This is a genomic window from Oleiphilus sp. HI0079, from assembly GCF_001635105.1.
The window spans coordinates 1-1,130 of sequence record NZ_LWFT01000096.1 but is presented as its reverse complement, the minus strand read 5'-3'; the positions used below and the strand labels follow the sequence as shown (position 1 = coordinate 1,130).

The window sequence follows — 1,130 nt, the reverse complement described above, 5'->3', positions numbered from 1 at the left end:
CAAACTCGCGAAACATAATGGTGTGGTGAGTTTGGATGAGCCGGAACTGTCGATCGCAGGCAGAGATAGCGAGCGGGTGCCTTTTGGCACCGGACCGGCCCTGATTAAGATTGGTCAGCATCAACAAGCACTGCAAGACTATCGTTATTATCACCCCAAAAGCTTCAAAGCGCTTGGAAGATTGCGGTTTGTGCTTAATAATAGCGCCGCTGAAATTTCCCCAGAGAGGTTTTTGGCAAGGCTTGAGTCCTCGGTGAGCCAAGATCACGTATTACCTGACGTGCTTGATTCATTGCGCTTTGATCGGTTTCTGTTGCATTGCAGCAAACAAGCATTGCACGGACAAAGAGCACTGGCTGCGTTTGACGATTGGTTTGATGCGTTTACCACCCTTAAGTTTGTTCATGCCTGCAGAGATTTGTTCTACGAGGATTTGCCATTAGGTGCGTTGATCGAGCATGGAGCTGAGCTTCCGGCTGATCTGCTTGAGCAGTACAACACCATATTAATGAACTGGAGTGCTTAGTGAGAGAAGAAATATCGAGGTTTATAGCTGGCCTGGAACCCTGGCAGTACGAGGTTTCTGGCGGTTTTAAGCTTCGTGGCCACTACACACCGCCCTCCGGAAAACCTGTGATCCATTTTTTACATGGGAACGGGTTTAATGGTTTGGTGTATGAGAAGTTTTTAGGGCCCTTGTCCAAACACTTCGATCTATTCCTGAGCAATGCTCAAGGCCATGGCGATAGCGATGCAGGCGAGCGTTTTACTAACTGGGACGACAGCGCGCATTACTTTTCAGAGGTTTGGCAACATTACTCTAGCATGTGGAATGATGTTCCTCGCGTTGGACTAGGGCACAGCTTTGGCGGAGTAAATACGCTTCTAATGGCTGCTGCTGATTCCATGCTGTTTGATCGTATCATTATGCTCGATCCGATCATCGGATCGCGGGCGTTCACCCTTGCCGCAAACGGGATGCAGTTTCTTGGCTTGTCAAAGTATCTACCGATGGTCAAACAAGCGAAAGTGCGCGGAACATACTGGCACGATGAAGACGCTATGTGGCGATACTTCTATCAACGAGGCACGTTTAAAGGCTGGGATGACGACTGCCTACATTCCTACAT

Annotated in this window: 2 protein-coding genes; both read left to right on the top strand. The window is 48.8% G+C overall.

The window, feature by feature from the left end; translation table 11 throughout:
- The coding region (locus A3750_RS25645) for a hypothetical protein (RefSeq protein ID WP_197474791.1) at nucleotides 1-526 on the top strand (526 nt) is incomplete at its 5' end.
- Nucleotides 526-1,130 (top strand): alpha/beta fold hydrolase (locus A3750_RS01415; protein WP_156498299.1); only part of this gene is annotated, 605 nt, incomplete at its 3' end. The genes A3750_RS25645 and A3750_RS01415, both read left to right, overlap by 1 nt.